Annotated in this window: 5 protein-coding genes; 4 read left to right on the plus strand and 1 reads right to left on the minus strand. The window is 72.5% G+C overall.

Annotated features, from left to right (window positions below):
* From CH341_RS24020 to CH341_RS24030, 3 genes are all read left to right on the plus strand, one after another.
* Nucleotides 1–427 (plus strand): L,D-transpeptidase family protein (locus CH341_RS24020; RefSeq protein WP_111421513.1); only part of this gene is annotated, 427 nt, incomplete at its 5' end.
* Between the two features lie 766 nt (nt 428–1,193).
* Nucleotides 1,194–1,550, plus strand: coding sequence for a hypothetical protein (locus CH341_RS24025; RefSeq protein ID WP_111421514.1), 357 nt, complete (start codon nt 1,194–1,196; stop codon nt 1,548–1,550).
* Between the two features lie 213 nt (nt 1,551–1,763).
* The gene (locus tag CH341_RS24030) at nt 1,764–2,369 is read left to right on the plus strand and encodes a Uma2 family endonuclease (protein WP_146604597.1); all 606 of its coding nucleotides are present in this window, start codon (nt 1,764–1,766) and stop codon (nt 2,367–2,369) included.
* Nucleotides 2,370–2,528: 159 nt separating this feature from the next.
* Here the strand turns inward: CH341_RS24030 and CH341_RS24035 are convergent, their stop codons facing one another.
* Nucleotides 2,529–3,566 (minus strand): S1C family serine protease, encoded by a 1,038-nt coding sequence (locus tag CH341_RS24035; protein WP_111421515.1) that lies wholly within the window; start codon nt 3,564–3,566, stop codon nt 2,529–2,531.
* 327 nt (nt 3,567–3,893) lie between these two features.
* Here CH341_RS24035 and CH341_RS24040 point away from each other — a divergent pair, with 327 nt between their 5' ends.
* Complete coding sequence (locus tag CH341_RS24040; RefSeq protein WP_111421516.1) at nt 3,894–9,128, plus strand: alpha-2-macroglobulin family protein; 5,235 nt, start codon at nt 3,894–3,896, stop codon at nt 9,126–9,128.
* The last annotated feature ends 116 nt before the right edge of the window (nt 9,129–9,244 follow it).

Consider the following 9,244-nt stretch of genomic DNA (forward strand, 5'->3'; position numbering starts at 1 on the left):
CCGCGGCGGCGTCCGGCCCGACAAGCGCGAGGGCGACGGCGGCACCCCGCGCGGCCTGTTTCGCGCGGTGCGGCTGTGGTGGCGCGCCGATCGCGGCCCCCGGCCGGCCACCGGGTTGCCGGTCCGCCGTATCGACGAGACCGTCGCCTGGTGCGAGGACCCGGCCGACCGCCGCTACAACCGCCCGTTCCGGCGTCGCGACGGCGAGGCCGGGGACCGGCTGTGGCGCGACGACCGGCTCTACGACCTGGTGATCGAGCTCGACCACAATGCCCGCCCGCGGGTCGCCGGCCGGGGCAGCGCCGTGTTCATCCATGTCGCCCGCGACGGATTCCTGCCGACCGCCGGCTGCGTGTCGCTGGTGCCGGCCGACCTGCGCCGGCTCCTGGCGAAGCTCGGACCCAGAACCCGTATCCGCATCGGGTGAGCCGGCCGGGCATCGCACAACGTCCCTCCCGATCCCGCGACGCGCTTTTGGCGCCCGGGGTGTGCCCATGACCCGTGCCCCGGCCGTTTCAAAAATGGCCGAGGGAGGCGGAGCGCCGGCAGGCGCCACACCAAGCTTCTGCGTCCGACGGGACGCAGCGCGCGCCGAAGCGTCGGCACGCGCGCCTCCCGGCGCTCCACCGCGGCGATTTTGGGCCTTCGGGCCGCGCTTGGGGCCTTGGACCAGCCGGGCCCAAGACCTCTCCAGCGATGCTCCTCGCGCCCGGGTCGTACTGCCCGGAGGGCGGGGCCCCGAAGGCCCCCGGGGGCCCGGCTGACGAGGCCGGACCCGCAGGCGCCGCATCCGCCGGCCGGATTTCCCGGGAGCTCCGGCGGCCGGTGTCGTGTTTCGGGCGGCCGCTCCTCGCCGCGGCGAGGGATTCGCCTCGCCACCGGCGCGTCGCCGGCGGTTTTTCGACCGCCGCCACCCTTCGCCACCGGCCCGCTCCGCCGCCCGACGTCACCGGTCGACGTCCCTCGTGGAGCGGGACCGGTCCAGTATAGGACGAAAGTCCTGGGCGGGGATAAGTCCCATCCGCGCAGCGGTGTCGTAGCGCCGTCCCATCTGGTGCGGAGGCACTCGGAGCCCCGTGCGGAGGCACTGGGAGACCGAACGGCAGCGAACCGCTGCGCGGCCGGAACGACGAGTCGGCCGGCCCGTTCTCCCGAAGCGCGGGCGCCAGCCCGTCGCCGCACGAGAACCGCACATGGAGGACAACGTGAAGACCAAGCTCGTCGTCGTCACAGTGGCGTCCCTGTTGGCCGCCTCCACGGCTTTCGCCCAGAGTTCCGGCTCCGGAAGCTCGACCAGCTCGCCGGGTGCTTCGACCAGCTCGCCGGGGGCCTCGGGGAGTGCGCCCGGGCAGATGAAGGACAGCGGCACCACGGGCTCGGGCGCCTCCAGCATCAGCCCCGGGCACCAGATGCAGGACAAGGGCGCCAAGGCCGGCCAGCCCGGGGCCTCGGGATACGCGCCCGGACACACCTCCGGCCAGAGCTCCAGCGGGTCGGGCATGGGCAGCGGCAGCAGCGGCAGCAGCAGCAGCGGTTCGGGGTCGCGCTGACCTGCGGGCTGACGTCTGATCGTCAGCCGCTCCGCTTCGTCTCACCCTGCCTGACAGAGACGGTCTCGGCCTCCGCCCCGGCGACCCCGGCGCGGAGGCCGTTTCGCATGGGCGGCCCTTCGTCTGCGGGGCGACTGGGCCAGGGCGTGACCAGCGCACGACCCGTCACAGTCGGGCCGGCTCGCGTGCTATGCTCGGTGCCGAGGTGACGCCATGACCATCAACGTTCCGCAATTGCGCATGCACCAAATGCACATGGACAAGGCGACGTTCCTCGACTGGGCCGGAGCCCGGGAGGAGCATTGCGAGCTCGTCGGGGGGCGGGTCGTCATGATGATACGGCCTTTGATCGGGCATGCACGGATCACACGCAATGTTCTGCTCGCTCTGGACCGGCGGCTCGACCGCGTGCGCTTCGAGGCATTGTCGGATGTCGGAACCGACACCGGGCCCGAGACGATCAGAGCCCCCGACGTCGTCGTCGTTCCCTTGGGCACCGAGTCGAGCTCCAGGACGGCTCCGAGCCCCGTCGTGATCGTCGAGGTCTTGTCCGACTCCACGACGACCATCGATCTCGGCGACAAGGTCGCGGAGTATCTGCGGCTGCCGAGCCTGCTGGCGTATCTGGTCGTCGCCCAGGACGAGCCGAAGGCGTGGCTCCATGTCCGTGGTCAGGACGGCCAGTGGCCCGGACCCCAGGTGATCAAGGGCCTCGACGCCTCGGTGGCCATCGGGCCGCTCGGCCTCGATCTGCCGATGACGGACATTTTCGCCGGCGTGCACGGCGAGGAGGGGCCGTCTCGTCCCGACGGCGGCTGACCCGTCCAGCCTGAACGGCTCGACCGATTGGCGTCCCCGACGGACGACCGCCCCTCGTGGCCCGCATGGAGCGGAATGCGGGACCGGTGCCGGGGGTGTCACCCCGCATTCCGCTGTGCGCTGCATGCGGGCTACCGGTCTCCGTGTGTCCGGCCCCCCTCAAAACGTCGATTTCAATTTCAGATGATCCATCCGGTCCATCGACTGGACGTCCAGGCGGCGCGTGGTGCCGTTGCGGCGGATGTCGAGCGGCACGGTGACGCCGGCGGCGCCGAGCGACCACATTTTTCGATACAGAGCCGGCAGGCCGTCGGCGGAGGTGCCGTCGACGCCTTCGATGATGTCGCCGCGGGCGAGGCCGGCGCGGGCGGCCGGGCTGTCGGGCGTCACCCGGCTCACCACCAGGCGGCCCAGCATCTCCTCGGTCGAGACGCCGAGCCACGGCCGCGCCGGGCCGGCGAGACGGCCGTCGGCGATCAGGTCGGCCATCACCGGGGCGAGCCGGTCGACCGGCACGAACATGTTGCCGGGGGAGGGGATTCCGTCGCCCCTGGCGTCGCCGACGATCAGCGAGCCGATGCCGACCAGCTTGCCGTCGCGGCTGACCAGCGCGGCGCCGCTCCAGGCCGGGTTGGGCGGCGCCGTGAAGATCGCCTCGTCCAGGAGATACTCCCAGCTTCCGGCGAACTCGCGCTTGGCGACGACGCGCGCCGCGGTGACGCCGGCCGGGCCGCCGTTGCTCGCCACCAGCACGGGGTCGTCCACCTTCAGCTCGGCGGTGCGGCCGAGCGGCATCGGCTTGAGGCCGGGCGGCGCCACGGTGCGCAGCAGGCCGAAGCCGGTGTCGGGGTCGTAGCCGACCACGTCGGCCGGCAGCGTCTTGCCGTCGCGCGTCGTCACCTCGACGGCGTGCGCCTCGACCATCAGGTAGCCGATGGTGACGATCAGGCCGGACGTGTCGATGACGACGCCGGCGCCCTCGCGCTCGCGTCCCAGATTGGCGACGGTCCGGCCGTCCGGATTGATGAAGGTCTTCACCCGGACCACGGCCGACAGGATGTCGTCCGGCGAGGCCTTCTGCTGCTGCGCGGCCGCGGCCGTCGCCGCCGCGCCCAAGAGTCCGCAGGCCAGGAGGGCGCGCATCGCCAGCGCCGCCCACCGGTGCCGCGCCGTCACCACGCTCCTCGCGACCCACATGCCCGCCTCCGTCCGTTTCGCCCGACCGCTCCGGCGAAGCAACCGCCGTGCCGAGGATAACGCGGTCGAGCGGCGGCGCGGCGGTCCGGCGAGCCGCTCGCCGCAATGTGATCGGCGGGCTGCGTGACCCTTCTCTCGAACCTCCAGCTCCGGAGCAGCCACCAAGCCGGTGGCGGCGGTGTGTCGTCATCACGTCTGCGATACCGTCACGACTCCGACATGTTTGTTTCGGACCCGTGGCGGTAACGGTTACCGGCCGAATCCGGACCGGGGGATGCCCGGGCGCGCGCGACACATGCGGGTGCACGGGTCCAGGGAGGTTGCTCGATGCTCGCCCGTCTCCGCGCCGCCGCCACGGCTGCGCTGCTCCTGCTGCCGATCGTCTTCGGCTCCGCCGTCTTCGCCGCCGACAAGCCGTTCCAGCGCGACGACCTCTCCGACGGCGCGCTCCGCCTGGAGGCGCAGATCAGGAAGGACGCCGGCCAGGTCACCAAGTCGCCGGACCAGCTCCGGCGCGACGCCGAGGCGGCGCTGACCCGCAACGACAGCCGCACCGCGCTCACCGTGCTGGGCCAGCTGGTGACGGCGGCGCCCGACGTCGCCTCCAACTGGCTGCGCCTCTCGCGCGCGATCCTGCAGGTGAAGGGCACCGACAGCCGCGAGCGCAACACGCTGCTGGAGCGCGGCGCCACCGCGGCCTTCATCGCCTATCAGCGCGCCGGCACGCCGGCCGAGGAGGCCGACGCCCTGGTGCTGATCGGCCGCGCCTATGCGGACCGCAGCGTCTGGCGGCCGGCGCTCGACGCGATGCGGATGTCGCTGGAGCTGCGCGAGGTCGCCGACGTGCGGGCCCGCTACGAGAGCCTGCGCGGCGAGCACGGCTTCCGGCTGCTCGACTACTCGGTCGACGCCGACACGGCGTCGCCGCGCGCCTGCTTCCAGTTCTCGGAGGCGCTGCCGGGTCCGCGCACCGACCTGTCGCCCTTCGTCTCGGTCGCCAGCGTCGACAAGCCGGCGATCGCGGCGGACGACCGCCAGCTCTGCGTCGAAGGCCTCAAGCACGGTGAGCGCTACGCCGTGACGATCCGGCCCGGGCTGCCGTCGACCGTCAAGGAGACGCTGCAGAAGTCGTCCGAGTTCAACCTCTATGTCCGCGACCGCAAGCCGTTCGTGCGGTTCTCCGGAAAGGCCTATGTGCTGCCGCGCAACGGCCAGCAGGGCATCCCGGTGGTCAGCGTCAACACCTCGGCCGTCGCCATCAACGTCTACCGGATCGGCGACCGCAACCTGATCGACCCGGTCGCCGGCGAGGATCTGGAGCGCAATCTCGACCGCTACGAGCTGGAGCGCATCGCGCAGACGCGCGGCGCCGGCGTGTGGAAGGGCGAGCTCGCCGTGCAGTCGCCGCTCAACGCCGAGGTGACGACGGCGTTTCCGGTCGGCGAGGCGATCAAGACGCTGGAGCCCGGCGTCTACGTCATGTCGGCCGAGGCGAAGGGCCCGAGCGACACCGACTACTCGGCCATGGCGACGCAGTGGTTCGTGGTCTCCGATCTCGGCCTGTCGGCGATGTCGGGCGGCGACGGCATCCACGTCTTCGTCAACTCACTCGCCACCGCGGCGCCCAAGGCGCAGGTCGAGGTCAAGCTGGTCGCCCGCAACAACGAGATCCTCGCGGTCCGCAAGACCGACCAGGACGGCCACGCCGTGTTCGAGGCGGGGCTTTCCCGCGGCGAAGGTGGTTTGGCGCCGGCCATGATCGTCGGGTCGGGCGACAACGGCCGCGGCCGCGACTACGGCTTCCTCAGCCTCAAGGCGCCGGCCTTCGACCTCTCCGATCGCGGCGTGAAGGGCCGCGCCGCGCCGGCCGGGCTCGACGCCTTCGTGGTGACGGAGCGCGGCGTCTATCGCACCGGCGAGACCGTGCACGCGACCGCGCTTTTACGCGACGGGCTCGGCGTCGCCGCCGAAGGCGTCCCGCTGACGCTGGTGTTCGAGCGGCCGGACGGCGTCGAGCATCGCCGCGCCGCGGTCGCCGACCAGGGGATGGGCGGCCGCGCCTACGATCTGCCGATCGTCTCGACGGCGCCGACCGGCACCTGGCGGCTCAAGGCCTACACGGATCCCAAGCGCCCGCCGGTGGGCGAGACGACGTTCCTGGTCGAGGACTACGTGCCCGACCGCATCGAGTTCGACCTCTCCACCAAGGCCACCGGCATCGCCAAGGGCACGCCGGTCGAGATCGCGGTCGACGGCCGCTTCCTCTACGGCGCGCCGGCCTCGAACCTGGAGCTCGACGGCGAGGTGACCCTGAAGGTCGCCAAGGAGCGCCCCGGCTTCCCGGGCTATCAGTTCGGCACCGTGGACGACGAGGAGGACAAGGACTCCGACGCGACCCGGGTGACGCTCGACGATCTTCCGGCCACCGACGACAAGGGGCACGCCGCCGTTCCGGTGACGCTCGAGAAGCTGCCCGAGACCAGCCGGCCGCTGGAGGCCCAGATCGTCGTCCGCATGGCGGAGACGGGCGGCCGCGCGGTCGAGCGCAAGATCACGCTGCCGGTGGTGCCGGCCGGCCCGATGATCGGCGTCAAGCCGCTGTTCTCCGGCCGCTCGCTGGGCGAGGGCGAGACTGCGACCTTCGACGTCGTGGTGGTCTCGCCCGACGGTCAGGCGCTGGCCCGCCGCGGCCTGAGATACGAGCTCCTCAAGGTCGACACGCGCTACCAGTGGTACCGGCAGGACGGCTCCTGGCAGTACGAGCCGATCAAGACGACCAAGCGGGTCGCCGACGGCACGCTCGACGTCGCGCCCGGCCAGCCGGCCCGCATCGCCGCGCCGGTGCAGTGGGGCCGCTACCGGCTCGACGTCTCGTCCAGCGATCCGGACGGGCCGACCACGTCGCTGTCGTTCGACGCCGGCTTCTTCGCCGAGGCCTCGGCCGACACGCCGGACCTGCTGGAGACCGCGCTCGACAAGGCGGAGTACCGGGCCGGCGACACCATGGCGCTGTCCGTCACGGCCCGCACGGCCGGGCGGGTGCGCGTCTCGGTGATCGGCGACCGGCTGATTACCACGACGACCCAGGAGGTGCCGCAGGGCACCAGCCAGATCCGCCTGCCGGTGGGCCCAGATTGGGGGACGGGCGCCTATGTGGTGGCGACGCTGATGCGGCCGCTCGACACCCAGGCCAAGCGGATGCCGGGCCGTGCCATCGGGGTGCAGTGGTTCGCGGTCGACCGTGCCGCCAAGACCCTCCAGGTGACGCTGGCGACGCCGCCGCTGATGCGGCCCGACACGACGCTGCGGGTGCCGGTCAGCATCGCCGGCGCGGCCGGCCAGGAGGCCCGCATCACCATCGCGGCCGTCGATGTCGGCATCCTCAACCTCACCGGCTACAAGCCGCCGGCGCCGGACGAGCACTATCTCGGCCAGCGGCGACTCTCGGCCGACCTGCGCGACCTCTACGGCCATTTGATCGACGGCATGCAGGGGACGGTGGGCGCCATCCGCACCGGCGGCGATTCCGCCGCCGCCGAGATGCAGGGCTCGCCGCCCACCCAGCCGCCCGTGGCGCTGTTCTCCGGGGTCGTGCCGGTCGGGCCGGACGGCAAGGCCGAGGTGACGTTCGACATCCCGGCCTTCGCCGGCACGGTGCGGGTGATGGCCGTCGCCTGGTCGAAGGACAAGGTCGGCCGCGCCAGCACCGACGTGACGGTGCGGGACCCGGTGGTGCTCACCACCACGCTGCCGCGCTTCCTGCTCACCGGCGACCGCTCGACCGTCCAGCTCGAGCTCGACAATGTCGAGGGGCGGGCGGGCGACTACCGGGTCACGGCCTCGGTCGAGGGGCCGGCCCAGATCGCCACGACGGCGCCCCAGGTGGCGCGCCTGCCGGCCCGGCAGCGCGGCTCGCTGTCGCTGCCCATCACGGCGACGGCGGCGGGCGCCGCCACCGTCAAGATCGTGGTCGCCGGGCCGGACGGTTTCGCCCTCGAGCGGACCTATCCGCTCGCCGTGAAGCCGGCGACCCAGATCGCCACGCGCCGCACCGTGCGAACCATCGGGCGGGGTGAAAGCCTGAGCCTCGGCTCGGATCTGTTCGGCGAGTTCGTGCCGGGCACGGGCGCGCTGGCGCTCTCGGTCGGCCCCTCGACGGCGCTCGACGCGGCGTCGCTGCTGAAGGCGCTCGACCGCTACCCGTTCGGCTGCTCGGAGCAGATCACCTCGCGCGCGCTGCCGCTGCTCTACGTCAACGACCTCGCGGTCGAGGCCCATCTGGCGATGGACCAGGACGCCGACCAGCGTATCCGCGACGCCATCGAGCGGCTGCTGGCCCGCCAGGACTCCTCCGGCTCGTTCGGCCTGTGGGGCGTCGGCGGCAACGACGCGTGGCTCGACGCCTATGTGACGGACTTTCTGACGCGGGCGCGCGAGCGCGGCTTCGTCGTGCCGGACACGGCGTTCAAGCTGGCGCTGGAGCGTTTGAAGAACTACGTCGCCAACGCGCCGGAGCCCGGCAAGGAGGGCGCCCGCGACCTGCCGTTCGCCCTCTACGTGCTGGCCCGCAACGGGTCGGCGCCGGTCGGCGACCTGCGCTACATCGCCGACACCAAGCTCGGCGAGTTCGGAACGCCGATCGCCAAGGCGCATGTCGGGGCGGCGCTCGCGCTGCTCGGCGACCGCGTGCGTGCGGAGCGGGTGTTCTCGGCCGCCGTCCAGGCGATCGAGCCGCCCAAGGTGCTGGAGTTCGGCCGGCCCGACTTCGGCTCCTCGTTGCGTGACGCGGCGGCCGTGACGGCGCTCGCCGCGGAGAGCGGCGCGGCCGCCAACCTGCTCCCGGCGGCCCTCAAGGGCGTCGAGGAGGCGAGGGCGCGCGCCTTCTACACCTCCACCCAGGAGAACGCCTGGATGGTTCTCGCCGCGCGGGCGCTGTCCAAGACCGTCCCGCTGTCGCTCGAGGTGGCGGGCGCGGCCCGCACCAGCCCGCTCTACCGCACCTTCCGGCCGGCCGAGCTGGCGACGCCGTTCCGGGTCGCCAACACGGGCGAGGGGCCGGTGCAGGCCGTCGTCTCGGTGTCGGGCGCGCCGGTGACGCCGGAGCCCGCGGCCGAGAAGGGCTTCAAGATCGAGCGCAGCTACTTCACGCTCGACGGCGAGAAGGCCGACGCGTCGAAGGCGCGGCAGAACCAGCGGTTCGCCGTGGTGCTGAAGATCACCGAGCCGCAGCCGCAATACGGCCGCGTCCTGGTCGTCGACCCGCTGCCGGCCGGCTTCGAGATCGACAACCCCAAGCTCGTCTCCTCGGGCGAGACCGGGACGCTCGACTGGATCCAGGACGCCGCCGAGCCCGACAAGGCCGAGTTCCGCGACGACCGCTTCTCGGCGGCCTTCACGCGCAACGCCAAGTCGCCGGCCGTGTTCACGGTCGCCTATGTGGTCCGCGCCGTCTCGCCCGGCCGCTACGTGCTGCCGCAGGCCTATGTCGAGGACATGTACCGCCCCGACCGCTTCGGCCGCACCGGCACGGGCGCGGTCGAGGTGAGCGTGTCGCGGCAGTAGGGGCAGGGCGCCGCCGTGGGCACAAACGAGCCGAATGGCACGGCCCAACCCGCTCCCCTCGCGGGTCGCGCAATTGCGCGACAAGAGGGTGGTTCCTCGCGCAGCGAGGAAGCGGG

Source organism: Rhodoplanes roseus (assembly GCF_003258865.1).
Classification (GTDB): domain Bacteria; phylum Pseudomonadota; class Alphaproteobacteria; order Rhizobiales; family Xanthobacteraceae; genus Rhodoplanes; species Rhodoplanes roseus.